This window comes from Anaerostipes sp. Marseille-Q3525 (genome assembly GCF_018223505.1).
In the GTDB taxonomy this organism is placed as follows: Bacteria; Bacillota; Clostridia; order Lachnospirales; family Lachnospiraceae; genus Anaerostipes; species Anaerostipes amylophilus.
Window position 1 is genome coordinate 19,512 of the sequence record NZ_JAGTTT010000003.1, and the last position, 26,066, is coordinate 45,577.

General features: G+C 37.1%; 28 protein-coding genes. 4 read left to right on the forward strand and 24 right to left on the reverse strand.

Annotated elements, in window-relative coordinates:
• Positions 1-133: 133 nt before the first annotated feature.
• Entirely contained in the window at positions 134-751 is a 618-nt protein-coding gene (gene lexA / locus KE503_RS02365; RefSeq protein WP_022375275.1) for a transcriptional repressor LexA, read from the forward strand.
• A 67-nt stretch (positions 752-818) separates the two neighbouring features.
• On the opposite strand, the gene rsfS is transcribed toward lexA, so the two are convergent.
• The 19 genes from rsfS to thiM form a co-directional block, all read right to left on the reverse strand.
• Positions 819-1,172: a ribosome silencing factor gene (gene rsfS, locus KE503_RS02370; RefSeq protein ID WP_008391478.1), complete on the reverse strand. Its 354-nt coding sequence runs from the start codon at positions 1,170-1,172 to the stop codon at positions 819-821.
• 1 nt (position 1,173) lies between these two features.
• Complete coding sequence (gene yqeK, locus KE503_RS02375) at positions 1,174-1,746, reverse strand: bis(5'-nucleosyl)-tetraphosphatase (symmetrical) YqeK (protein WP_022375274.1); 573 nt, start codon at positions 1,744-1,746, stop codon at positions 1,174-1,176.
• Positions 1,727-2,338 (reverse strand): nicotinate-nucleotide adenylyltransferase, encoded by a 612-nt coding sequence (nadD, locus tag KE503_RS02380; RefSeq protein WP_212384393.1) that lies wholly within the window; start codon positions 2,336-2,338, stop codon positions 1,727-1,729. The genes yqeK and nadD overlap by 20 nt, the downstream gene beginning before the upstream one ends.
• 16 nt (positions 2,339-2,354) lie before the next feature.
• Positions 2,355-2,654, reverse strand: coding sequence for a ribosome assembly RNA-binding protein YhbY (gene yhbY / locus KE503_RS02385; protein ID WP_212384394.1), 300 nt, complete (start codon positions 2,652-2,654; stop codon positions 2,355-2,357).
• A gap of 28 nt (positions 2,655-2,682) precedes the next feature.
• Positions 2,683-3,966: a GTPase ObgE gene (obgE, locus tag KE503_RS02390; RefSeq protein WP_055196856.1), complete on the reverse strand. Its 1,284-nt coding sequence runs from the start codon at positions 3,964-3,966 to the stop codon at positions 2,683-2,685.
• 144 nt (positions 3,967-4,110) lie between these two features.
• On the reverse strand, positions 4,111-4,392 hold the full coding sequence (gene rpmA / locus KE503_RS02395) for a 50S ribosomal protein L27 (protein WP_008391483.1): 282 nt from the start codon (positions 4,390-4,392) through the stop codon (positions 4,111-4,113).
• 5 nt (positions 4,393-4,397) lie between these two features.
• Positions 4,398-4,724 carry a ribosomal-processing cysteine protease Prp gene (locus tag KE503_RS02400; protein ID WP_022375270.1) on the reverse strand — a complete coding sequence of 109 codons (327 nt, stop codon included), beginning with the start codon at positions 4,722-4,724 and terminating at the stop codon, positions 4,398-4,400.
• A gap of 18 nt (positions 4,725-4,742) precedes the next feature.
• Positions 4,743-5,051 (reverse strand): 50S ribosomal protein L21, encoded by a 309-nt coding sequence (rplU, locus tag KE503_RS02405; RefSeq protein ID WP_009263894.1) that lies wholly within the window; start codon positions 5,049-5,051, stop codon positions 4,743-4,745.
• Positions 5,052-5,144: 93 nt separating this feature from the next.
• The gene (locus tag KE503_RS02410; protein ID WP_212384395.1) at positions 5,145-6,284 is read right to left on the reverse strand and encodes a ribonuclease E/G; all 1,140 of its coding nucleotides are present in this window, start codon (positions 6,282-6,284) and stop codon (positions 5,145-5,147) included.
• Complete coding sequence (gene fabV / locus KE503_RS02415; RefSeq protein ID WP_022375268.1) at positions 6,284-7,465, reverse strand: enoyl-ACP reductase FabV; 1,182 nt, start codon at positions 7,463-7,465, stop codon at positions 6,284-6,286. Before fabV ends, KE503_RS02410 begins: the two co-directional genes overlap by 1 nt.
• A gap of 233 nt (positions 7,466-7,698) precedes the next feature.
• Complete coding sequence (locus tag KE503_RS02420; protein ID WP_022375267.1) at positions 7,699-8,166, reverse strand: C40 family peptidase; 468 nt, start codon at positions 8,164-8,166, stop codon at positions 7,699-7,701.
• Between the two features lie 104 nt (positions 8,167-8,270).
• Positions 8,271-10,358 (reverse strand): transglutaminase domain-containing protein, encoded by a 2,088-nt coding sequence (locus KE503_RS02425; RefSeq protein WP_212384396.1) that lies wholly within the window; start codon positions 10,356-10,358, stop codon positions 8,271-8,273.
• Positions 10,358-11,227: a DUF58 domain-containing protein gene (locus tag KE503_RS02430; protein ID WP_249182939.1), complete on the reverse strand. Its 870-nt coding sequence runs from the start codon at positions 11,225-11,227 to the stop codon at positions 10,358-10,360. Before KE503_RS02430 ends, KE503_RS02425 begins: the two co-directional genes overlap by 1 nt.
• Before the next feature lie 74 nt (positions 11,228-11,301).
• A complete protein-coding gene (locus KE503_RS02435) occupies positions 11,302-12,258 on the reverse strand; it encodes an AAA family ATPase (protein WP_022375264.1) in 957 nt (318 codons plus the stop codon).
• 1 nt (position 12,259) lies between these two features.
• Positions 12,260-13,741 (reverse strand): Na+/H+ antiporter NhaC family protein, encoded by a 1,482-nt coding sequence (locus KE503_RS02440; protein ID WP_212384398.1) that lies wholly within the window; start codon positions 13,739-13,741, stop codon positions 12,260-12,262.
• Positions 13,742-13,762: 21 nt separating this feature from the next.
• The gene (locus tag KE503_RS02445) at positions 13,763-16,042 is read right to left on the reverse strand and encodes a hydratase (protein ID WP_117944651.1); all 2,280 of its coding nucleotides are present in this window, start codon (positions 16,040-16,042) and stop codon (positions 13,763-13,765) included.
• Positions 16,043-16,162: 120 nt separating this feature from the next.
• Positions 16,163-17,125 (reverse strand): glycosyl transferase family 4, encoded by a 963-nt coding sequence (locus KE503_RS02450; protein ID WP_022375261.1) that lies wholly within the window; start codon positions 17,123-17,125, stop codon positions 16,163-16,165.
• Positions 17,126-17,218: 93 nt separating this feature from the next.
• The gene (thiE, locus tag KE503_RS02455; protein WP_022375260.1) at positions 17,219-17,890 is read right to left on the reverse strand and encodes a thiamine phosphate synthase; all 672 of its coding nucleotides are present in this window, start codon (positions 17,888-17,890) and stop codon (positions 17,219-17,221) included.
• Positions 17,844-18,671, reverse strand: coding sequence for a hydroxyethylthiazole kinase (gene thiM / locus KE503_RS02460; RefSeq protein ID WP_022375259.1), 828 nt, complete (start codon positions 18,669-18,671; stop codon positions 17,844-17,846). Before thiM ends, thiE begins: the two co-directional genes overlap by 47 nt.
• Before the next feature lie 146 nt (positions 18,672-18,817).
• On the opposite strand from thiM, the gene KE503_RS14405 reads away from it, so the two are divergent.
• Positions 18,818-19,054, forward strand: a complete 237-nt coding sequence (locus KE503_RS14405; RefSeq protein ID WP_022375258.1) for a hypothetical protein — start codon at positions 18,818-18,820, stop codon at positions 19,052-19,054.
• Positions 19,055-19,132: 78 nt separating this feature from the next.
• Here KE503_RS14405 and KE503_RS02465 read toward each other — a convergent pair whose 3' ends face one another.
• Entirely contained in the window at positions 19,133-19,345 is a 213-nt protein-coding gene (locus KE503_RS02465) for a hypothetical protein (RefSeq protein WP_022375257.1), read from the reverse strand.
• Positions 19,346-19,405: 60 nt separating this feature from the next.
• Here KE503_RS02465 and KE503_RS02470 point away from each other — a divergent pair, with 60 nt between their 5' ends.
• Together KE503_RS02470 and KE503_RS02475 are read left to right on the forward strand one after the other, a co-directional pair.
• Positions 19,406-19,894: a hypothetical protein gene (locus KE503_RS02470; RefSeq protein ID WP_249182940.1), complete on the forward strand. Its 489-nt coding sequence runs from the start codon at positions 19,406-19,408 to the stop codon at positions 19,892-19,894.
• A gap of 11 nt (positions 19,895-19,905) precedes the next feature.
• Positions 19,906-20,169, forward strand: a complete 264-nt coding sequence (locus KE503_RS02475) for a hypothetical protein (RefSeq protein WP_055196847.1) — start codon at positions 19,906-19,908, stop codon at positions 20,167-20,169.
• Between the two features lie 2 nt (positions 20,170-20,171).
• On the opposite strand, the gene KE503_RS02480 is transcribed toward KE503_RS02475, so the two are convergent.
• The 4 genes from KE503_RS02480 to KE503_RS02495 all read right to left on the reverse strand — a co-directional run bounded on the left by KE503_RS02480 (position 20,172) and on the right by KE503_RS02495 (position 26,013).
• The gene (locus KE503_RS02480) at positions 20,172-21,125 is read right to left on the reverse strand and encodes an L-lactate dehydrogenase (protein WP_055196845.1); all 954 of its coding nucleotides are present in this window, start codon (positions 21,123-21,125) and stop codon (positions 20,172-20,174) included.
• Positions 21,126-21,166: 41 nt separating this feature from the next.
• Entirely contained in the window at positions 21,167-21,868 is a 702-nt protein-coding gene (locus tag KE503_RS02485; RefSeq protein ID WP_055197196.1) for an acyl-[acyl-carrier-protein] thioesterase, read from the reverse strand.
• 76 nt (positions 21,869-21,944) lie between these two features.
• Complete coding sequence (leuS, locus tag KE503_RS02490) at positions 21,945-24,356, reverse strand: leucine--tRNA ligase (RefSeq protein ID WP_055196843.1); 2,412 nt, start codon at positions 24,354-24,356, stop codon at positions 21,945-21,947.
• A 187-nt stretch (positions 24,357-24,543) separates the two neighbouring features.
• The gene (locus tag KE503_RS02495; RefSeq protein WP_081019997.1) at positions 24,544-26,013 is read right to left on the reverse strand and encodes a L,D-transpeptidase family protein; all 1,470 of its coding nucleotides are present in this window, start codon (positions 26,011-26,013) and stop codon (positions 24,544-24,546) included.
• Positions 26,014-26,066: the final 53 nt, after the last annotated feature.

Consider the following 26,066-nt stretch of genomic DNA (forward strand, 5'->3'; position numbering starts at 1 on the left):
ATCTGTTTTGCCTTTATTATAATTCTCGAACATTTGTTTGTCAATATTTTTTCGAAACTTTGTTCGAGAACGCTTGTTTCTATAGTGATTATATGTTATTATGAATATAATAAAAACACGGAGGATATAGTACATGGCAAGAGAACAATTAAGTGATAAACAACAACAGATTCTGGAATTTATCAAGCGCCGCATCCTTGACAAAGGATATCCACCTGCAGTCCGCGAGATCTGTGAAGCCGTGAACCTTCGTTCCACATCTTCTGTCCATTCTCATTTAGAGACATTGGAACGAAAGGGATATATTCACAGGGATCCTACAAAGCCTCGTGCAATTGAGATTATCGATGATGATTTTAACCTCGCTCGCCGCGAGATCATTAATATTCCTGTAGTTGGTACTGTAACAGCTGGAGAACCTATTCTGGCTGTACAGAATATTGAAGATTATTTTCCAATGCTTCCAGATCGTATCAGTAACAAGAATACATTCATGTTACACGTCCGTGGCGAAAGTATGATCAATGCTGGAATTTTCGATGGTGATCTTGTTATTGTCGAACAACAGTCAACTGCTGAGAATGGTGACATAGTTGTTGCAATGATCGAAGATTCCGCCACAGTCAAAACATTCTACAAAGAAGACGGCTACTATCGCCTTCAGCCAGAGAATGATTCCATGGAACCTATTATTGTGAACGAAGTATCTATCATTGGCAAAGTGGTTGGACTTTACCGCTCAATGAAATAAAATAAAAAGAAGCCAGAACCGAGAATCTCAATGCGATTTCTCCATTCTGGCTTCTTTATTATCTTTTTTAATTTAATTCTTCAATAGAAACTTCTTTTCCATCTTTCCAGATTCTCTCAAGATCATAGAACAGACGATTTTCTTTATCAAAGATATGGATAATGATATCTCCAAAATCAAGTAAGATCCAGTTTCCTTCTCTGTATCCTTCCATCTGTTTCATTTCATATCCAGCCTTAAACAGTTCTTCCTGCACATTATCTACCATTGCCTGCACCTGGTTTTTATTATTACCATCTGCAATAATAAAATAATCTGCTAAAACTGAAATGCTGCGAATATCAATGATCTTAATATCTTCTGCTAATTTGTCATCTAACGCATCATATGCGATCTTTACCATATTTAATGACTGATCCATCTTAATTCTCCTTCTTATTCTTATAATACTCATAAGTCTTGATCGTGCGCTGATCAATTTCCTGTCCGCATTCTGTCAGATAATTGATCGTATTGTTAAGAATCTCATATGCACATGCATCCAAATCTTCAAATGCAAGTTTCCGTACCTTTATAAGTCCCGGTATCATTTTTCTATTTGGCTCTATATAGTCTGCAATAAAAACAATCTGATCTAAAGGACTCATTGCAATCTTTCCAGTTGTATGACATCCAATCGCTGATAAGATTTCCTTGTCTTCTTCCTCATAATCATCTTTTGCAAGAAATGGGGCAATCTCCTGATGCATTAACTGTGGACTCTTTGTTAATGTTCCTTCAAGACAAATGTTATATCTCTCACATAACTGTCTTTGCTTCTCAATCGAAAATCCTTTTGCACAATCATGTAACAATCCAGCTCTGTAAGCTCTCTCGGTATCTACATCAAATACCATCGCCATACATGAAGCTGTATAGGCAACTCCTAAAGTGTGTCTGTATCTGGATGGTTTTAGTACTGTTTTTAATTTATCTTCAATCTGCTGTAATTCCATATAAATCATTTCTTTCTATATAATCGATCACATCCTCTGGAAGGAAAAAATGAATACTTGATCCATTTTTGCATCTCTTTCGGATATCATTCGATGAAATCTCGATACTTGGACTGCTTAAATGATAAATCTTCCCGCCATATTTTTCTTCCAGATAATCAATCTGGGCATCTAAGGCACTTCTTGAATCGTTTCTTGTAGCAACCAGAATATTCGCCATATGAAAAATCTGATCTGGATCTTTCCATGTCTCAATCTGATAAAGGGAATCTGCTCCCATAATAAAATAATACCTGCAGTCATCATCTTTCTGTGTAAGGGCTCTTAATGTATCCACTGTATATGTCGTGCCCTCTCGTTTTAATTCCATATCACTAAATTTAAAATATGGAAAATTGGCAATTGCAAGTTTGATCATATCGACACGATTCTGCTCGCTGACTCCTCCACTGATCGTTTTGTATGCCGGATTCCTTGTTGGCATAACAAGAATCTCATCAAGTCCAAATTCCTCTTTCGCTGCCTGTCCAAGAATTAAATGTCCATGGTGGATCGGATTAAATGTCCCGCCAAGAATTCCTATCTTCTTCATGGCTCTTCCTCCGATATTATTTTCCTGCTTTTGGCAGTTCAATTCTTTTATGATTCTTTGATTCTTTATATAATACGATCTTCTTACCGATCACCTGTACAACCTGAGATCTTGTTCTCTCTGCTAATACAGTTGCCAGTTCTTTTGGATCATCCATGCAGTTTTGAAGTACACCAATTTTGATCAGTTCTCTTGCTTCTAAGGCATCTCTGACACCCTGTACAAGTTCTGGTGAAATGCTTCCTTTTCCGATGTTATAGATCGGATCGATCTTCATTGCAAGGCTCTTTAAATAAGCTCTTTGTTTGCTTGTCATGTTATCCTCCATTAAATTAATTATATATCTATCTATAGTAGTCAAACTCCAGATTATAAAGACGTACAGTATCACCTTCTTCGATTCCCATCTCTGTTAAACGTTCAATGACACCGTTTTCTTTCATAAATTTCTGGAAGAAGTCAAATCCTCGCTCTGATTCCAGATTTGTATATCCAAGCATTCTCTCTACTTTTGGTCCTTCGACTGTATATAGGCCTTCTTCTGGATGAGCAATAATGATTCCACCTTCTTCTTCTCCAAAGTTTAGTTCATATTCCTGTTCAAATTCTGTTGCACCTTCTGGTAATTCATCTAATAATCCCTGCACGTGCCATAATAATTCCTTGACGCCTTCTCCACTAACTGCAGAGATAGGGAATACCTTAATTCCTTCTGGTTCAAACTCTTCTTTTAATAAATCGATCACAGTCTCTCTGTCTGTCTCAGACATCGCGTCCATCTTGTTGGCTGCGATCACCTGTGGTTTCTCTAAAATCTCTTTGTTGTATTTCTTTAATTCATCTGTAATAGCATGGATATCAACGATCGGATCTCTTCCTTCTACAGAAGCTCCATCTACCATATGGATCATAACTTTTGTACGTTCAATATGGCGTAAAAACTCAAATCCAAGTCCAACACCTTCAGACGCACCCTCAATGATTCCAGGGATATCTGCAATAACAAATCCTTTGCTTCCATCCATATCTACAACTCCAAGATTTGGATTCAATGTTGTGAAATGGTAGTTCGCAATCTTTGGATTCGCATTTGTTACTCTTGATAAAAATGTTGATTTTCCGACATTCGGGAATCCAACTAATCCAACATCAGCGATTACCTTTAATTCCAGCATAACTTCGATTTCCTGTGCTTTTCCACCTGGCTGAGCATATTTTGGTGCCTGCATGGTTGGTGTTGCATAATGCTGGTTTCCTTTTCCACCACGTCCACCTTTTAATAGTACAACTGGTTCTTTTTTATTTGACATATCAAGGATAACTTTCCCTGATTCTTTTTCTTTTACTACGGTTCCTGCTGGAACTTTCAGGATGATATCTTCTCCGTCAGCACCATGGCATCTTCTTCTGCCACCTTCCTGACCATCTCCTGCCTTGAATTTTCTTCTGTGACGGTAATCAGATAAAGTATTGATTCCTTCATCTACAACAAAGATCACATCACCGCCACGGCCACCGTCTCCACCATCCGGTCCACCGTTTGGTACATAAAGTTCCCTCCGGAAGCTTACATGGCCATCTCCACCTTTTCCGGATCTGATTATAATATTAGCTCTATCTGCAAACATTGTCTTTTCCTTTCTGTATCAAAAAACAATTTCCGGTCACAAAATTCCTTCATTATCTTATATCATAATGAAAAACGGCCTCAAATATGTATTTGAAGCCGTAATTACTGAATCTCAAATGATCTGTTCCTGTATGCAATTAAATTATGCTACTGGATGTACAGAACACTGTTTTTTATCTTTACCTTTTCTTTCGAAGCGAACAATACCATCAACTAATGCGAATAATGTATCGTCACCACCGCGTCCTACGTTAACGCCTGGATGAATCTTAGTTCCTCTCTGTCTGTAAAGAATATTTCCAGCTTTTACAAACTGTCCGTCAGCTCTTTTCGCACCTAATCTCTTAGATTCAGAATCTCTACCGTTCTTTGTAGAACCCATTCCTTTTTTATGAGCGAAAAATTGAAGGTTCATTTTCATCATTTTTGTTACACCTCCTTAAAGATTACATCTAAATACTGTTCATGTTCTTCTTCCACCGAAGTAAGTCCAAGAATCAGTGATCTTAATAACAAGCTTCCATCATGTGAAAGCTCTTCCGTAAATACTACGTCAATTTCTGCGTTCTCCTGGTTTACATCAATCTGATAGTGATCATCTGTCAGCTCATCCAGGGAATTCACAAAATTAATTACCAGCGCAGATACTGCGGCACAGACAATATCTTGTCCTTCCGCACTGTAACCTGCATGGTCCTGTGAATGGAAGCCATGAAAGCTTCCATCAACTCCTTGATAGAATGTTATCTTTGTCATAACTCTATCCTCAGGATATTATCCAACGATACTATCGATCTTAACCTGTGTAAATAACTGTCTATGACCGTTTTTCTTATGGTATCCAGTTTTTCTCTTGTATTTGTAAACGATGACTTTCTTACCTTTTCCTTCGCTTACTACAGAAGCTTCAACTTTCGCACCATCAACGGTAGGTGTTCCAACTTTAACAGTATCTCCACCAACTAAAAGTACATTATCAAATGTTACTTTAGCTCCTACTTCAGCGTCAAGTTTCTCAACTTTGATTACGTCGCCTTCGCTTACTTTATACTGTTTTCCACCTGTTGCGATAATTGCGTACATCACGGCACCTCCTATTATCAAATCTCGCCAGCTTTGGTGATTTCTCGCATTCTTTAACCTCGCTGTGCGGCATACTCATATATAATAACAGCACTATCCTAATATGTCAATACTTATTTGTCGAAAAATTGGATTTTTTTCTTTTTTTCTTGTAATCTCCATAATTCCGAGTTTTGTAATGTCTACTGCGACTGCTTTTTTTGAGTCATCATTTAAATAATGCTGCATTACCTGTAATAATTCTTTCTCATCTTCTTTTGATCTCATATCAATGAAATCGATCATGATGATCCCGGATAAGTTTCTTAACCGGATCTGTCTTGCTGCTTCCTTTGCAGCTTCTAAATTTATTTTCTTAATATGTGTTTCCTGATTTTTCTTTCCGATAGATTTGCCAGTATTCACATCAATAACTGCCATTGCCTCTGTCTGCTCAATATAAAGAAATCCCCCAGACTTCATAAAGATCTTTTGCTTAAATACTTCTGACAGATAATGACGGACTCTGTATCTGCGGTCAATATCTCCTGCCTCATAACAGCATAAAGATACCTCATAGCCTTTTTCTTTTAACTGTTCATACAGATCTTCCTGGTCTGTTACAATACTGTCTGCTGCTTCTGGTTTTATATCACATACAAGAACTGACAATGCATCATAATTTGTATCTACAAGCTGTGGTGCTTTGCGGTATGACTTCTTACGGGCAATCTGCTGATACTTCTCTGCGAGCATATCCGCCTCATAAAGCACATCTTCCTTATCGGCTTTCGCTGCCTCAGTACGAATAATAAAACCATATTCCTGTGTCACCAGAGGATCTGCCATCTCTCTTAATTCCTGTTTCTTGTCTTTTTTATGAATCTTATTAGAAATCCCTACAGAAAGCTTGTCTGAAGTCAGCACAAGATATTTGCCAGTTAATTCAATCTGGTCTGATAACATTGGGCGTTTTTCCTTCGTCGCCTCTTTCTTTATCTGCACCAGAACTTCATCTCCCGCTTTATATTGCTTATGTTGCATGGAAAGAAATCCCATCTCATCTTCATCAAACTCGACAAAAGCTCCATTGATATTTTTCACAACATTTTTTACGATGCCTGTGTAAATATTTCCGATTTCGATTTTGGCTTTTTCACTCACACATTGAAATTCCACTGGCTGGTGATCTTTTAATAACATACTTACCAGATGGTCTTTCATCTTTGTGATCACAATCTCTGTATACGCCATTATTCTTTGATACTAGGAATTTCTACAACTGGATCCGTCTCTGCTTCATAGTCAATTCCTTCCTCATTAAATCCAAACATACGGTAAAAATCTTCCCAGTAACCATCAACATCGGCCAGTTCCTTGACATTATCTGTATCAATCTCTTCCCAACGCTTCTTCACCTCATTCTGAATATCATCACGAAGTTCCAGATCATCCATTCGAATCCATCCATGTTCATCTGTGACCGTATCTGCTAATAATTTCTTTTCTTTAAATAAACGTTCAATCTGTTCGATACATCCTTCATGAACATTATTTTCTTTCATAACTTTATATAATACAGACATATATAATGGAACAATCGGAATTGCTGCACTCGCCTGTGTTACAAGCCCTTTATTTACAGAGATCAGCGCCTTTACTCCAACCTCTTTTGTAATCTCATCAGCTGTCTGATGCAGATGTTTCTTTGCTGCACCAATCGTTCCTTCATAATAGATCGGATAAGTAAGTTCAGAACCAATATAAGAATATGCAACCGTACTTGCGCCTTCAGATAATACATCAGCATCCTTTAAAGCCTGCATCCATAACTTCCAGTCTTCACCACCCATAACTTTGACTGTCGCTTTCACTTCTTCTTCTGTCGCTGCAGGAATGCTCTTCATTCCAATACTATTATCTTTCAGGTTAAGATTCTTATTTGTAAATTCCTCTCCTGTTGTCTTTAGGACAGAACGATATGTTTCTCCATCTGGTGTTGTTCTTCTTGGTGCTGCGAGACTGTATATAACAAGATCTACTTTACCAAAATCTTTTTTGATCGTTTCGATCGTCAGATCTTTAATTTCCTTAGAAAATGCATCTCCATTGATTGTTTTTGCATAGATTTCTTCTTCATTTGCAAACTGTTCAAATGCTGCTGTATTATACCATCCAGGACTTGCTGTCTTCTTTCCATTAGATGGTCGTTCAAACATGATTCCAAGTGTATCTGCATGACATCCAAACGCTGTTACGATTCTTGATGCCAGTCCATATCCTGTAGAGCATCCGATCACTAAGACTTTCTTTGCTTCTCCAGGAATTTCTCCCTGCGCTTTTACATAAGCGATCTGATCTGCTACATTCTTCTTACATCCTTCTGGATGTGCTGTTAAACATAAATAATCTTTGACTCTTGGTTTAATGATCATAAATTTTCTCCTTTAAAAAACATCAGTCCAATAAGGCAGATGTATATTTTACTAAAATCTGTTATTTAAAATTATAATATGTATCTGTTTTATCTGTCAAATTTTTATGCTACATATCTTAAATTTTTGTTGGATATCTTCAAAAAGATTTCTTTGAATCTCTTATATTTTTAAAGTTCTATCTTAATGCACAAAAAAAGACATCTCTCAAATTGAGAAATGCCTTTTTGATCTTACTGAACAATTCTTCTTACTGTTACGATCTTTCTGTATCTTGCATTGTTAGAGATTTTAATTCCACCTCTTGGATATGGTGCTGAATTACTTGCGTGTACAATCTTGTTATTTCCCATGTAAATTGCAACATGTCCGCTATAACAAATTAAATCTCCTGCTTTCGCATTCTTAATTCCACCTTTTACTTTCTTACCATATCTTCTCTGTGCACTTGAAGAATGAGGAAGGCTCTTTCCAAACTTCTTATATACACCTCTTGTAAATCCAGAACAATCTGTTCCTTTTGTTAAGCTTGATCCACCGTATTTGTATTTATTTCCTACAAATTTCTTTGCATATTTAACAACCTGCTGTCCTTTTCTGCTTGCTGCCTGAACTTCCTTTGTCTTTGTATGTACATTCATTGTAACTGCCGCCGATGCCATTGCTACTAATACTGCTAGTCTTAAAATAATCTTTTTCATATTGTCTCCTATATGTATATCAATTTTTAAATTTATTTCAAATGTTTCGTTCAACAGTTAATATTGTACGATACGCAGCAATATTTGTCAACAGTTTTTTAAGATTATTTCAGTTTGCTTAATATCTTTGTAACATTTCTGTTTTTTCTCTTTAATAAATCCAAATGACGTTTTACGATCACTACTTCCTGATCTGTAATATCTCCATCACTAAACTTTGCTTTTTCAATGATCCCGTATGTCATCAGTTCCGCTGTTTTCCTTGATTTTCCTTGGTTTTCTCCATATTTTTTTAATTTATTTTCGTAGTAAAGAATCTTTTCTTTGTTGTCCATTTTCTTTAACTTCTGCAAGTTTTGTAACATTTTTATTAATATTACAACAACCAAAATAATTGCAATTATTGCTACAAAATGCAATACTTTTTTTACATTTGTTACAAATTGTTTTTTATTTGGTACAATCGCATTGCTCTGTTTATCCAATTTTTGTACTTGCTCATATGCTGTTTTACCTGTATTCATCCCAGTAACTTCCACAGGCAACCACCCAATGTGCTTAACATAAACTTCTGCCCAGGCATGCGCTTCATAATCCGTCACTTGTGCCTTTCCAAGTCTCCACTGATCAGATCGAATCTTATACCCTTCTACATATCTTGCTGGAATCCCAGCATTTCGAAGCATAAAAACTGCTGCCGATGCATACTGGGTGCAAAATCCTTTCTTTCGATCTTTTAAGAAATAAACTATCGGATCTTTTCCTTGTGGTGTCAACCCTGGACGATAACTATATTGGTAATTACGTTTTAAATAAGACTGGACTTCTTCAATATTTTGATTCTCTGATTTCTTTAAATCCGTCTTAAGATCTAATGTTTTTAAACATTTTTTTATGGAATCTGGTATTTTTAAATATTCTTTTCTTACATAAGTTCCATAATCATCCATCGTCTTTATGTAATCTTTTTCCATGATTTCTTCCATTGTGCTTCCGATTTTAGAAAAATCAAGCTTTTGTTGTGCCTGAAATACTGCTTTGGGATTCTTTACCTGATAATATACCATGTCATAATCCTTGCGACTGTTTGTCCTGCTGATCATGCTATCAGAAATAACATTTCCTTCTATCTGGCTTATATCACAAAAATATGGAAACAAAAGATATCGATCTTGTTTCTTCTGATAAGAGATTTTCAAGTTCCTTTTTTCCGAAAACATCATATCTTTATCCGTTTTAATGTAATCTTTATCATATGTAACAAAATCGTCCATATGAAGATCTGGAAACAGAAACGGAAGTTCTATTGCTGACTCACCACCATATACAATGGTGTCTTTCGTACTTGCTATCCACTTTCCATTTACGTAGTCACTGCTTACATAACTTTTCAGATAAAGATCATCTTTTTCTGGCGCATAAACCTGAAATAATTTTTTTCCTGTCGGTGATACTTCTCCCACTGAAGCAATATCCCCATTTCCAAGTCCTCCTTCTGCTACATAAGATTCACCTTGCGTCATCTTTCGAATCTGTACTAAGATGCTACGCTTGATCATTGTATCTGCAGGAACCGTCGTTTGGTCATGAAAATATAATGGAAAGATCATCAAAATACATAAAATACCAATTAGTCCCGCAAATTCCTTTTTCCCTTTGCGTAAGCTAAAATAAACGATCCATGATCCAAGAAATAAAAAGAATACAGCAGAAATACTATATGGTGCCACAATCAAAACAAAGCACTCCATCACCCCTGTTAAAGCAAACAAGATCAACGGATATTTCCTTAAAAATGATAAAAGTATCCCTGCAATCAGAAGAAAAAATACAACCGCCAACACACTGTCTCTACGGCTGTTTTCCATCTGTACTGATACATAATAATAAAATCCAAGATCCATACTTTGATTCAACGCAAGTGCCATTTTATTATTGATGATTCTGAATCCATTTAAAAGTTGTGTATGAAACACCGCTAAAAATAATCCAGCCATAATGATCATCAGATAAACTGTCTGTTTCAACCGATCACATAACGTACATATTCCAAGAAACAGTACAACACTTCCAGAAATCATAATCCATTGGTATCTGGAAACCCTGAATCCTGCAAAAATCCCCCATATGACAGAGGCAAAAATAATCGCAGGCAATATATATTCTATTTGTAATTTCCTATTCTTCTGCATTATAACTCCATCTCATATAAATATTTCTGGATATTTTTTATATTATCATCAAGTGTAATTGCCTGGATATTGGGAATTTCCATAGATATCTCTGATATTCCACACTCAAATATATCCGTAAAAAGTTCTTCATATTGTTCTATATGCTTTAATAAAAACATATGGTTTCCATAATAGATTTCTTGATTTACCCCGGCATTCATATAAAATAACAAAACGGAATAAACCACTGCAAAATAATCAGAAATTCGATCTTTATTTATATCTTTAAGGCTAATTGCAATCTTTACACTTTCCTGTGCTTCATCCTCATTTTTTCTAACCCATAAATCTCTGGATGTAGCATAAAGGTTCCAATGAATTCTTGATAATCTGTCTCCTTCCCGGTATTTCCTTACTCCATCATATTCAAATCCCTGCTCACAAGAATTCATTTTCTTGAGTCGATCATTCATGGTTCCTAATTCATAAGAATGTGGCATTACAAGAATCCGGATTTCTTGTTGTAAATATTTTTTTATTTTATAAATTCCAGTAAGATCTTCCCATGAAACAGATATCAAGCGAAACACAACATGATCGCATTTTTTCATTTCTTCTGTCAAAAGCAGATTGTCTATCTTCTGATTCCATCGAATCTTCTGTCTTATTTTGTTTTTAGTTCCATAAAATTTTGATTCAATCTCATATTCAACTTCAAAAATATAATCATCATTCCTTGTATTAATTCCAGAAATCTCTGGAATGATCTTGATCATTTCTCCTTGAGTTATGATCCGTTCTTGAACATTTGCCTTAAATTCCAGCTGTTTTTCCTCTTTTTTGCAGCGACTGATACTATAAATCAAAATAAGAAATAAGGATGCCATAAGGCACCCTCCAATCCAGTTTCCATAAATGATCCAGTAAACAGCCGCAAATACTATGACAAAAAAATACATCTTTATCCTTTCTGATTGCCCTTTGGAAGTGGAATCTTGTAAAAAATGTCTTTTAAAATTTCCTTCCTTGTCTTTTTCTGAATCCTTGCTTCTTTACTTTTTATAACTCTGTGTTCAATTGTTTCAAGAAATACATTTTTTATATCCTCTGGTATCACATAATTGCGTCCATCAAGATATGCGTTAGCTTTCGCCATGGATAACAATGCAATCGTTCCTCTTGGACTGATCCCAAGCTCTAAATCTCTAGATCTTCTTGTTTCATTTGCAATTTCTACAATATATCTAATAATATCTTCATGAACAAACAATCCTTTAACTTCCTTACGAGCTTTCTTTAACTCTTGTGCTGAAATCTGTTCTTTGATATTCTGCTCTGTCAGATCAACACTTCCCTGCATAAGCATCTGCACTTCACTTTCCATATCTGGATAACCAAGGGAAGTTCGAATCATAAATCTGTCTAACTGTGACTCTGGAAGTGTATGCGTTCCGATTGATCCAAGTGGATTCTGTGTTGCAAGCACAATATATGGATCCGGCAGATCTCTTGTCACTCCATCGACCGTAATCTTTCCTTCCTCCATCGCTTCTAATAATGCTGATTGTGTCTTCGGAGACGTTCTATTGATCTCATCCGCAAGAAGCAGATTCGTCATTGCTGCGCCTTCCCGATATTCAAAAGTTTCACTTTCCATATGATAGATAGAAAATCCTGCAATATCTGTCGGCATAATATCCGGTGTAAACTGAATTCTCTGATATGAGAGACCTAAAACCTTCGAAAAAGCCAATGCAAGTGTTGTCTTCCCAACCCCTGGAATATCCTCGATCAAAACATGCCCTCCGGCAAGAATTGCTGTCATGATCTGATGAACTGTACGCTCTTTGCCGATCATGACACGATTGATCTCTTCCATTGATTTTATGACTTTTTTATCCATCAAGATTTTGCTCATATTATCTTCCTCGTTTCGCTGTCATAACTATAATTGCCATAACAACTGCCAGACTTGCTAATGCTGATGCAAGTCCAATATAACCATTTCCAGTAACTCCAGATAAGATATACCCAATACTTGCACATAACGCTACCGTTAACGCATACGGCATCTGTGTTGACACATGATCAATATGCCTGCATTGTGCACCCGCAGATGAAAGGATCGTTGTATCCGAAATCGGAGAAATATGATCTCCACAAACCGCTCCCGCAAGAATCGCTCCTACACAGACAGACATCATCATATAATTACCACTTAAAATTGTAACAGAAATAGGGATCAAGATTCCAAATGTTCCCCAGGATGTTCCTGTTGCAAATGCAAGTCCCAAGGAAATCAAGAAGAAAATAACAGGCATCACTGCGATTGCCATTGTACTTCCTCCAACTGCTGCCTTTACAAATCCTTGAATATTTAAATATTCAGCTCCACAAATTCCTGATAATGTCCATGCAAGACAAAGAATCATGATCGCAGATGTCATTGCTTTAAAGCCTTGTGCAAAACTTCCACAGAAATCTACGAACGCAAGAACTTTTCTTGGAATATATAAAATAAACGTAAAGATCAACGTTAAAAATGATCCTAATACTAGACTTCTCGCACTAGAACAATTTGCAAATGCTTCTGCCAATGGAACTCCCTTAAAGAACCCTCCAGTATACAGCATAAACCCAATGCATGATGCGATCAAAAATAAAATTGGCAGAATCAGATCTTTTACTTGTCCATGCCCAACGATCGGCACTTCTTCTGCATCCTCCACAACCTCTTCTAAATGTGCATTCAGCTCGTACTGTTTCATCTTTGAATAGTCAATATTTGCAATGATCAAAAATGCTAAAAATGCTAATGTAAGCAATGCATAGTAATTAAATGGGATTGCATTTAAAAATAAAGTGAATCCATCAATATTACTACCTGCTGGTAAAGATGATCCAACTGCTGCTGCCCAACTTGAAATTGGTGCAATGATACACACCGGTGCTGCTGTTGCATCAATGACATAAGCTAGTTTCGCTCTTGTAACTTTATATTTGTCTGTTACTGGACGCATAACTGTTCCGACTGTCAGACAGTTAAAATAATCATCAACGAAAATTACAACGCCAAGACAAATGGTTGCAAACAACGCCTGTCTCTTTGTACGGATTGCTTTCGCTGCCCACTTTCCATAGGCTCTGGAAGCACCAGATTTTGTGATCAGTGCTACCAGAATTCCCAATAATACTAAAAATATCAAAATATCGCAATTGGCTCCAATTTTCTCTCCCATGATCGCAAAAATCGTATCCATTGCCTTGATCAAATGAAAATCATGATACATCAAGGCTCCTGATGCGATTCCGATCATCAGCGATAAATATACCTCCTTGGTCACTAATGCCAAAATAATTGCGATCACCGGCGGAAGAATCGCCCAAAATGTACCTGTCATGTATATTTACTCCTTAATCCTTTAATCTCTGTAATAATTGATGAGACATCCTTTTAAGATGATCTCTCTCTCATCATCTGTTAATTCACCTAATGTTAAGGTAATCTCTTTCATTCCTTCATTTACTACATATGCAGGAATGCTTGTAAGTTTGTCTTCTACCGCTTTGCGGATCTCTGGAACAAAGATGTAATCTTTATTCTTAAATGGAAGGTCACCCTTCTTGATTGTAAATGGTAGCATACCCCAGTTGATCAGGTTGGAACGGTATCTCTTTGTCGCATATTCATTTGCGATATTTGCCCATCCACCTAATACTTTCTGGCAGGAAGCTGCCTGTTCACGTGCAGAACCATCTCCTGGTTTTACTGCAAAGATCGTACTTCCGATTCCTAGATTATCCTGAGTCACATCTGCATAAGATTCTTTGACCGTTGCTAAGATATCTTTCACTTCTGGAAAAGCTTCGGCTGCATCTTCACCAGCTTCGATTGCTTTCTGTGCTTTCTGTACTTCTTTTGCAAGTCCTACATATGCAGGATCTTTTCTTGATAATGCAAACTCTGCAAGTCCTAATGGGTTAGAACGATAAGATGAAGTCTCTCCTGAAGGAATCAGTTCATCTGTTGTTGTAACAGGATCATGAATTTCTGAAACAACTTTTAACAACATATTCTGTGGAAGTGCAGACATCTCTGGCCAATCTTTGATGTTTGGTCCAAACTGAATCTCTACAGATGGATCTGCAACACCTTTGCTGTCAAATACACGATTATCGTAAATTGTCTTATCAAAATGATATTTTGGAATAAAATCACTTGCTTCCACATCAGTTGCAGCTGTTAAATATCCTTTATTCGCTGCAGTTGCCGCGATAGAACGTGCATCCATTAATGCTACAGAAGAAATCTGACCATTCTGAAGTTTAGAGCCTTCACGATTTGGGAAGTTTCTTGTTGAATGACGAATACTGAATGCATTATTCGCAGGTGTATCTCCGGCACCAAAGCAAGGTCCGCAGAAAGCTGTCTTAACGATCGCACCTGTCTGCATCAAATCTGCAACTGCTCCATTCTTTACCAGTTCCATATAAATTGGTGTACTTGCAGGATAGACACTTAATGTAAATTCGTCAGAACCGATACTTGCTCCCTTTAAGATATTAGCTGCCGCACAGATATTCTCATATCCACCACCAGCACATCCTGCAATGATTCCCTGATCGACATAAAGTTTTCCATCACGTACTTTATCACGTAATGAATAATCAACAGCTCCATCTAAACTTACTAATGCACGTTTCTCTACATCTGCTAAGATATCATCAAGGTTTGCATTCACCTCTTCGATCGTATATGTATTGCTTGGATGGAATGGCATAGCGATCATTGGTTTGATCTTATCTAAGTCAACTTCCACGATTCCATCATAGTAAGCAACTTTTCCAGGATTTAATTCCTTAAAGTCTTCAGATCTTCCATGAATCTCATAAAATTCTTTGATCTTGTCATCTGTTCTCCAGATAGAAGACAGACATGTTGTCTCTGTCGTCATAACATCGACACCGATTCGGAAATCTGCACTTAAATTAGACACACCAGGTCCGACAAATTCCATAACCTTATTATTTACATAACCTTTTTCAAATACTGCTCCAATAATTGCCAGTGCAACATCCTGTGGCCCGACTCCTTTGACTGGTTTACCTTTTAGATAAATTCCGATTACTCCAGGCATATTGATATCATAAGTTCTGTTAAGAAGCTGTTTTACAAGTTCTGGTCCCCCTTCTCCCATTGCCATGGTTCCAAGTGCTCCATAACGAGTATGGCTGTCTGATCCAAGAATCATCTTTCCACCGCCTGCTAACATCTCTCTTGCAAACTGATGAATAACTGCCTGATGAGGTGGTACATAAACTCCACCATATTTCTTTGCAGCTGTTAAGCCAAACATATGATCATCTTCGTTGATCGTTCCACCAACAGCACACAGACTGTTATGACAGTTTGTCAAGACATATGGTACCGGGAATTTTTCGATTCCTGATGCTCTTGCTGTCTGGATAATTCCAACAAACGTAATATCATGGGATGTTAATTTATCAAATTTGATCTGAAGTTTTTCCATATTTCCGGATGTGTTGTGATCTCTCAAAATACCATATGCGATGGTATTTTTCGCAGCATCCTCCTTGGATACTTTTTCACCGACAAGCTGCTTTAAAGCTCCGGCTTCAGATTCTTTTACTAAAGTTGTTCCGTCTACAAGATATGCACCTTCTGAAAATAATTGAATCATGTATCTGTCCTCCTGCAATGCATTTTTTCTAATTATTATAACATACTTCTGCACTTTATGGAAGTAAAACGTTAAAAGGTGCAGACATCGAAGCTCTGCACCTTATGTATTTTATTTACCTTAAATGAGAATCAGATAAACTGTTGCAATTGAAATAACGATCTGAATGATCGCAAATCTGAAAACTGTCTGTGTATTAGACCATCCGATCTTTTTGCGAACATGATCATGAAGCGGCATGGTTGTATTTTCAAAAATATGAATCTTTAAAAATCTTAATAATGCAACCTTTAAAAGTCCTAAACCACCATCAAGGATCAGGATTAACGCTACTAATAAGAATAAGAACGGACTTCCTGTCTTAAGCACTGCAATACTAATAAAAATTCCCATTGCACGGCTTCCTGCATCTCCCATCATCAGACGGCTTGGTGTTGCATTATACCATAAATATCCAAGGATACATACAACAAACAGCAGGATGATATATGGAAACTGTGTTTCGTTACCACGGATCTGGTCGATCACATAGATTGTCATTAATGTAATGATCGTTAATGTTCCTGATAATCCATCAACCCCGTCAGAACAGTTTGTGACATTGATTGCTGCCCATACTAAGACGATCGTAAGGATAAAGAACAATACTGGTGGAATGTAGAATTTCACACCAATCGTTGCAAGCTCTACATAAGTAGAATTAAAATGCATATAGTTAAGTGCTGCTACTGCCGCTACAAGGAAATCAAGAATTCCTTTTTTCAGCTCACCCCATGGCACTTCTGCTGCATCATCCAAAAAACCTGTTAACATTTCAATGAACACAAGTACCAGATAGATAAACATCTCCACAGACATCTCTCCAAACAGCAATGCTGCAATACAGAACACAGAAATAAAGATGATCCCTGCACCCCTTGGTTTTCCTGCGGATAACTTTCCATTATGTGCAAATTCTCTTCCATGATCTCTTGGCAGCCAATCATTTAAAAAGGATGTCAGGATACACGTTGCAGAAAATGCAAAAAATACTCCGATAAATGCCGTGATCGGTAAAACTTCTCCGGCAAACATATTTAACATTGGTATTCCTCCTAATTATCTTTTGATATGCTCTTTTTTATCACACAATTATTTAGTATATCACGGATTTCAAATATTGCAATTCCCTTTTTTCTATTCTTGCTTCATTTTTTTTACTGTTTTTAACAGCTCTTTTGTATCTTTTGTAATATCTTTTGCACCAAAAATTGCTGAAACTACAGCAACACCATCAATCCCTGTTCCTGTTAAAGCATCAATATTATCTTTTTTAATTCCTCCGATCGCCACGATTGGTATATCCACAGCTTCTTTAATCTTTTTAATTTCTTCTTTGGATACAACATTCGCATCTTTCTTTGTCGATGTCGCACATACGGCTCCAACTCCTAAATAATCTGCTCCACCTTTTTGTGCTTTCAGTGCTTCCTTCACATTGTGAGCGGATACACCTATGATCTTATCTTCTCCAAGAAGTTTTCTTGCTTCTTCCACAGACATATCATCTTGTCCAATATGTACTCCGTCAGCATCTACTTCCAGTGCAACTTTGATATTATCATTGATCACAAATGGAATCTGGTATTGTGCTGCCAGTTTCTTCATCTCTCTTGCTTCTTTTATAAATTCTCCCTCTGAAAGCTTCTTTTCACGAAGCTGCAAAAAAGTAATGCCGCCTTTTAGTGCTTGTTTTACCTGCTCCATTAGTGTGACTTCTTTCGCCCATGCTCTGTCTGTGACTGCGTATAATGTCATTGTTTCAGCTTCTACTCTCAATCTGATTACTCCTTTCCATCCATGTTTCATCTATATTACTCATCGCATCTATAAGATGCACTTTTAACGTTCCTGTTCCTTTTGCATTTTCTCTGGCATATTCCCCACAGATTCCCATTGCAGAAACTGCTGTGACTGTTGCTTCTAGGATATTTCCTTGGTTTGCCCCGATAAATCCTGCGATCACGCCATCAAGCATACACCCGCATCCTGTAATTCTTGCCATTTCCGGAACACCATTTTTTATAAAATAAACTGTTTCTCCATCTGTTACAAGATCAGTTTCTCCTGTGATCACAATAACAGCTTTTGTTTTTACTGCCAGCTCTTTCGCCATCCTGATTACTTTTTTCTGATTATCTTCCGTTATAATATCATCTTTCTTCGCATCCACACCATAAGAATTTTCACTCCATTCATATAGTGTCTTTATCTCTGATATATTACCACGGATGACACTAAAATGAACCTCATTAAGCAGTTTTATTGCTGTATCTTTTCGAAACTTTGATGCTCCGACTCCTACTGGATCAAATACGATTGGATGACCTGATTCATTTGCTTTCTTTCCTGCAAGCAACATTGATCTTACGATATTTTGCTTTAATGTTCCCATATTGATCACAAGGCAGTCACTGATACCCGTAATCTCACAAACTTCTATTGGGTCATCCGCCATGATCGGAGATGCACCCATCGCAAGAATAATATTCGCTACGTCATTGATCGTTACATAATTAGTAATACAATGAACCATTACTGAATCTTTTCTAACCTTGTCAAAAACATTTTGAAAATTCAATTCTCCCATTATTTTTCCTTCTTTGTTATTTCTTTTCATACATTCTATTGCAGATTATACCACAAACACAAAAAAAGGTATACCAATGAATTTTTCTCACATTTTGCCATCCATAGAATATTATAAACTGTAAATAAATCTTTGGAGGTTTTAGCATGAGTGATTTAGCTGCAACTGGCTGCGGAGGATCTTGTGGTTCATCTGGTTTCGGAGGAAATAACAGCTGCCTGCTTCTTTTAATTCTGCTTTGCTGCTGCGGATGCGGTAATAACGATGGATGCGGATGTGGAAATGGCTGTGACAGCCTGATCTGGATCATCTTAATCCTGTGTTGCTGCGGTAATGGTGGTTTTGGATGTGGAAATAACAATGGCTGTGGATGTGGATGCTGATCCTATCAATTTTGACATAACACGATCTTTCCTTAAAACGTAAAACGAGGATGCCTCAAACTGGCATCCTCATTTTTATTATCGTACGATTAAAAATAGCAGACATAAAATCCATATATTCGGCTGATTTTGTTTTCTACATATTGCTTTTGTTTTCTGTGCATGATAACTGTTTTTATTTCTTATTTCCTTTGAATCCCTCTGTCTTCTCTTTTGTTCTTCTTTTCTTTTTAGACACTCTGCATCTAATTCATAGACCGTATTTTCTTCTTCCACAAAAATTTCACTCATAATTTACTTCACCTCCTAATACTATAGGATATGAGAATAAATCTGAAGGTTGTGACAATCATGGAACAAAACCAAATTCCCTGGGAAAATTTCTTCCGCAGTGATTCTTCTAATATGTTAGAAGATGCTCTTCCATATCTGCCGCCAAATTTAAAAAAAGTGGCAGCAATCTATATTAAATTAACAGAATTATCCCGAATCTCCACTCAATTTGATAATGAACAAACGCTTTCCGCCTGTGGTTTTGACCAAAATCCTGCTTCTATGGAATTATTACTAAATGCCATGAAACTTCGTGCGCCAAAAGAAACTGCCGAGCAAATTGAACAAATTCTCCAAATGATGCAGATGTTTGAAATATATCAAAATTACCAGCGTTTTGTTGACACTACTGGTAATCATAGTCCTTCTTCATCAAATAAAAATTCTAATGCAGATCTTTTTTCAAAACTAATGCCAATGATGATGGCAGGCGATTCATCTTCCAATAACCATCCGAAGCCAAATTCTGATTTTATGAACAAATTAAACCAGATTCTAAAAAAATAAAGGAGTTTTTTATGTCTGATCATTCCAGCCATTTAAAAAATTTATCAGATCTTAATCCAAAAAAACTGGAGATCATTGAATTTGTGATCTCCAGCTGCCAGGGAAAGCCTCTTGAACTAATTCTTCCTGATCTTATGGCAGCTGCAAGCCGCCTTTCTGAACAAGGTCTTTCTTTTACAAATGAAGAAATCTCTGTGATCATGGATAGTCTTAAGGAAACAATGTCTCCTGAGGAACAGCAGCGTATTGATATGATCCGTCCATTGATCATGTAACTTTAAGAAAGCAGTTCTTCTGCTTTCTTTAAATAACCGCGGATCACGTCACAAGAATGGGCAAACTGTGCCTCTTCCTCCGCTGTAAGTTCCATTTCCACAATCTCTTCTATTCCATCTGTTCCGATCACAACAGGTACTCCTGCTGCCACATCTTTCTGTCCATACTCTCCATCTAGATGTACAGATAATGGCCAAATTCGTTTTTCATCATGAAAAATAGATTTTACGATCTCACTTAATGCAATTCCGATTCCAAATTCCGTACTTTTCTTTCCAATAATGACCGTCATTCCTGCCTGACGTACTTCATCCTGTAACTGTTCGATCGTAATCTTTCCTAATGTATCTGGATTTTCTTTCTGTAATTTTACAAATGATTTTCCACCAACGGACACATGAGATAATGGGACGATCTGGGAATCTCCATGTTCTCCCATACAGAAAGCATCAATAGAATTTCTATGATATCCTGTTTTTTCTTCCAGAATTCGCTTAATTCTTAAACTATCAAGACTCGTTCCTGTACTAAAGCAACGGAATCTATCAATTTCCAATGCCTTTCTTAAACATTCCCCAACAACATCTGCAGGATTTGTGATACTGATCAAAATTCCTTGAAACTTTGTGTTTTTGATCTTTGGAATAATATCTTTGAGTCTCTCTATAGAGTCTTCAAACATGTCAAGTCTCGTCTCTCCCTCTTTACGGCTTCTTCCGATCGCATTAACAAGAATATCTGCATCACAAAGATCGTCGTAATTTCCTGAGCGAATCACAACTTTTGCAGGAATGCATGCTCCCATATCATCAAGATCCAGCACCTGGCTTTTTGCTTTTTCTTCATCTGTGTCGATCAGCACAATTTCATTTGCAAGAGCACGAAACATCAATGATAATGCACAATGTGTTCCAACATGTCCTGCTCCTAAAATCACGATTTTTCTATTCTTCATCTGCTTTTCCTTTCATTTTAATTAAGTATCTGTATTTTCCGTTATCTGCACTCGATCACTGCATAAGGTTTTTGGTTCGCATCACACATGCTGACCAGTATTCTGTTATCTTCTTTTGCATATCTTGGATATAAAATATCTCCTTCATATGCTTGTTTTTTGTATTCCACACGAAGTTGTCTGACCTCTAAATCCTGGGGCAGCTGCTCAAATGCTGTCTTTACATACCAGCTGTTATTGACATGTTCATTGCTGTCGATCCAACTTCTTTGTACCTTTACTGCTTCTTTGTCTTCCCATTCTCTGGATAGTTTGATCTTTCTTGGTTCATATTCCATCTCTAACGGAGTTTCTAATTTGTAAACATTTATTTCTTCCTGTCCTGGTCGGACTGGCATTCCTGTTTCTGTGTTTATATATACCCAAATTGAATTGGCATACGCTAATCGTTCACCTTTTGTTGTCTCCATAATAAAATTCCTTGTCGCATGGAACTTATCAAATCCAGAGCCCCATGTTCCAACTATAATATTTTCACATTCTTCTGGTCGTCTTTCAAAGACGATCTGCCAAGAATTCAAGATCCATGCACGTTTTTTATTTGCAAGATATTCTACTCCAACACCCAATTCTTCTGACTGAAAAGCACTGCAGTCCTGAAAATAATCAACTACTGCCGGAATTGATAGCCTTCCGCTTCTATCGATTTCACTGTATCGGATTCTACTGTCAAATGTATACATATTATAACCTTTCTGATTTTTAAGTGAAAAAATAGCGCAGACACTTTTCATCGTTATCTGCGCCATTTGTATCATTTTATTTCTGAACGATATTTACGATTCTTCCTGGTACATAAATTTCTTTTACAATGTTTCCATTTAATTTATCTCCAAGAACTTCTTTTGCTTTCGCAAGAACAGAATCTTTATCTTCTTCTGCAGCAATGACAAGTTTTCCTTTGACTTTACCATTGATCTGAACAACGATCTCTACTTCGTCTTCTTTCATTGCTTCTTCATCATATGTTGGCCATGTCTCAGCAAATACACTATCCTCATGTCCCATTGCTTCCCATAATTCTTCTGCGATATGTGGTGCAAATGGTGCTAGTAATACAACTGCATCTTCCAGAGTTTCTTTGTCAACTCCATCTTTTTTAGCCATTGCTGTTAATGTATTTGTGTATTCCATGAATCCACTGACAACAGTATTTAAGCTGAAGTTATTTAAACGTGTTGTAATATCATAAATCAGTTTATGACGAACTTTTAATAATTCTTTATCAGCTTTTACACCTTTATCTTTCTGGTCCATAACGAGTTTGTAGAATCTTGTTAAGAATCTATGCACTCCGTCAATACCACTCTCATCCCATTCTGCATCTAATTCAGGTGGTCCGACGAACAGTTCGTACATTCTTAAGGAGTCACATCCATAGTCTCTTACAAGATCATCTGGAGATACAACATTTCCTTTAGATTTACTCATCTTGATACCATTTTTACCTGTGATCATTCCCTGATTGAACAGTTTGTGGAATGGCTCGTCAAAGTCGATCACTCCGATATCACATAAGAATTTCGTGTAGAATCTTGAATATAACAGATGTAATACGGCATGCTCTACACCACCAATGTACATATCAACTGGTAAATATTTATCTGCTTTCTCTCTGGATACTAATTCTTCATTATTCTTGTTATCGATATATCTTAAGAAATACCATGAAGATCCAGCCCACTGAGGCATTGTATTTGTCTCACGTTTGGCATCTTTGCCACATACAGGACACTTGCAGTTTACCCATTCTTCGATATCTGCTAATGGAGATTCTCCTGTTCCTGTTGGTTCGTATTTCTCTACTTCTGGTAATGTTAATGGCAATTCTTCTTCTGGTACCGGAACTGCTCCACAGTCTGGACAATGAACAATAGGGATTGGTTCACCCCAGTAACGCTGACGACTGAATACCCAGTCACGTAATTTGTAGTTTGTTGTCTTCTTACCGATTCCCATCTCTTCGATGATCTTTGGTGCTTCTTCTTTTAATTCAGAAGATTCTTTTCCATTCCAGTCTCCGGAATTGATCATGATACCTGATGCTTCTGTGTAAGCTTCTTCCATGTTCTCGATCTCTTTACCATCTTTGGCGATAACCTGGATGATAGGAATGTTGAATTTCTTAGCGAATTCAAAGTCACGATCGTCATGAGCTGGTACACACATGATCGCTCCTGTACCGTAATCAGCAAGTACATAGTCAGATAACCAGATTGGTACTTTTGCTCCATTGATTGGGTTGATCGCATAACTTCCTGTAAATACACCTGTCTTTTCTTTATCCTGCATACGGTCTACGGATGATTTTAATGATGCCTGATAAATATATTCTTCTACTGCTTCTCTTGTCTCATCTGTTGCAAGTTCTTTCGCAAGCTCATGTTCTGGAGCTAATACCATGAATGTTGCTCCATGTAGTGTATCTGGACGAGTTGTGTATACTGTGATCTCATCATCTCTTCCGTCCACCTTAAAGTTAACTTCTGCACCATGGCTCTTACCGATCCACTCTGCCTGCATCTTCTTAACTTTCTCCGGCCAGTCAAGTTTATCAAGATCTGCTAACAAACGATCTGCATAAGCTGTGATCTTTAACATCCACTGTCTTAAGTTTTTCTTTGTAACGTCTGCTCCACAACGTTCACACTTACCATTAACTACTTCTTCATTTGCAAGTCCTGTCTTACATGATGGACACCAGTTGATCGGCATCTGTTTTTCATATGCAAGACCTTTCTTGAACATCTTTACGAAAATCCACTGTGTCCATTTGTAAAATTCAGGATCTGTTGTGTTAACTTCCATATCCCAGTCATAGATTGCTGAAATCTCGTTGATCTGGCGTTTGATGTTCTTAATATTGGCTTCTGTAGAAATGCGAGGATGTGTTCCCATCTTGATCGCATAGTTCTCTGCTGGAAGTCCGAATGCATCCCATCCCATTGGATGAATGACATAATATCCATTTAACAGTTTGTAACGGCTCCATACATCACTGATCACATATCCTCTCCAGTGACCTACGTGAAGTCCACTTCCTGATGGATATGGGAACATGTCTAAGCAGTAATATTTTGGTTTCTTACCGTCATTTACATTGACAGGATGTTCCTGCCAGTGTTTTCTCCATTTTTGTTCGATTGCCTTATGGTTATAAGGTGTTGCCATATTTTATTCCTCCTAGCCGTATCTATCTCTTGCTGACTGTCCTATTGCTTATGCCAGCTGATAAATTCTTTAATCTTTTTTATTTTATCATACTGAAATGTCGTGTCAACTATCCTGCTAAAAAACTTCAAAAATTATAAAGAGGAAATGCATCATTTCCAGATACATTTCCTCTCTTAAATTATAATTACTGTTCAACTGGCTGATCAGTCTGCTCTTCTGCGGATTGTTGGGCTTCCTGTTCTACATTTACTGTTACTGTAACTTTATATGTTACAGTCTTTCCATTCTTTCCTTTGTAAGAAACTGTTGCTGTAATAACTCCTGTTTCAGTATCTTTTGAAACTGTTACAGTTGCTGCAGTTGATTTTACAGTTGTTCCATTGTCTGTGATCGTAATTGCTTCATATACTGCTTCATATACTGCTTTCTTGATCTGATCATCTGTTGCTGAATCTTTCACTGTCACTGTCACTGTTTTTGGTGATTTGATCACTGCATCACCTAAAACTGTGATCTTAACAGTTTTTGTAGCTGCACGATTTGGTTTGTTCACATTCTTCGCAACATACTGTACATAATATGTTCCAGCTTTTGTAAATTTGTATGCTTTTGCTTTGGCATAGCTGTATGTTGTGTAGCTGCTTGCACCTGGTGCTTTAATCTTCACACTCATGCTGCTTGTTACACTCTTACCACTTTTCATCTTCGCAGATACACCGCTGACTGCATTGGTTGTATTGATATTCACTGTACGATTCTTAGCTGTGATCACTGGTGCCTTTGTATCAACAACTCTCACTGTAAATGTCTTTGTTGTTGTAACTCCTAAAGAAGATTTTACAGCATATTTGATTCGATATGTTCCAAGTGATTTTGTTGAGAATTTTGCCTTCTTATACTTACCATTGCTGTATTTTGTTACTCCGTATGTAACTTTGCTTGTAAGACTTCTCTTTGTGATCTTATCTTTTGCTGTTACACCAGATTTTATATTATAAGAAGTCCCATACTCTGCTGTCGCAGCTTTCTTTGATGAAATACTGATCGTTGCTTTCTGTTTGCGATATGGATTCTTCTTATCTGGATCTGTTGGATCCCAGTACATTCTTCTGGATGTTGACACTTTGATTCCTTTTGGTTTACCAAGAGGTCCTGGGTTCTTGCTGCTGTATACAGTAACTTTTGTTCTCAGTGCACAGTTATCATAGATCCATTTTGCATCTGCCACTGATAATCTGACACATCCATGAGATGCCGTCTGCCCAAGTTTATTAAACTGTACCGTTGACTGTGTTCTCTTATCTTTCTGATAATACCATACAGAATGGAAGAGGATTCCTCCATGGATCCTTGTACAATACTGTCCATAACTTGGTCCCATCAATGTCTGCCAGCGATATTTGGCTGGTGTATAGAAAGTACCTGATGGTGTGTTAGATCCTCCACAGGAAACCAAAAATGCTTTGATCGGTTTATACTTTCCTCTCTTTAACTGATAAACAGTTGCTACATTTGCCCGTTTGTTAACTTTGATCCAATACTTTGTATTGGCAGCCTTCGCAGTCTTTGGTGCTGCAAATGAGAATCCAAATGCTGTCACGATCATTAATACGACTGCACATAATTTTTTACATCTTAATTTAAATGATTTCATATTGCTCCTTTCTTTCCGCCTGTTCTTTTCTATTATATCTTTGCATTTTCTTC